Here is a 291-nt window from a genome sequence, read left to right as displayed (position 1 = left end):
CGACCACCACGGTGGTGTCCGGCTGGCCGTCGCCATCGGTGTCGACACCGACGGTGGCGCCCGGCTCTGCGTTGCCGGTGACGCTGCTGCCGTCCGGCGCCACCTGCACGTCGGTGGCCGGCGCCGGGGCGGTGGTGTCCGGCGCCTCGACGGTCACCGGGGTGCTGTTGTTGCCGGCCGGGTCGGTAACGATCACCGTCACCGTCTCGCCATTGGTCAGCGGCGGGTTCAGCGGGACCTCGAAGTTGCCGTCGGGACCGACCACCACGGTGGTGTCCGGCTGGCCGTCGC

At 73.2% G+C, this 291-nt stretch carries 1 protein-coding gene; it reads right to left on the bottom strand.

What is annotated here, in order from left to right:
• Positions 1–291 (bottom strand): Ig-like domain-containing protein (locus HMPREF2581_RS33895; RefSeq protein ID WP_168173302.1); only part of this gene is annotated, 291 nt, incomplete at both ends.

The organism is Pseudomonas sp. HMSC057H01 (assembly GCF_001836405.1).
In the GTDB taxonomy this organism is placed as follows: Bacteria; Pseudomonadota; Gammaproteobacteria; order Pseudomonadales; family Pseudomonadaceae; genus Pseudomonas; species Pseudomonas aeruginosa.
Note: the sequence above shows the minus strand (reverse complement) of the source record. Positions and strands in the feature narration are given on the sequence as shown.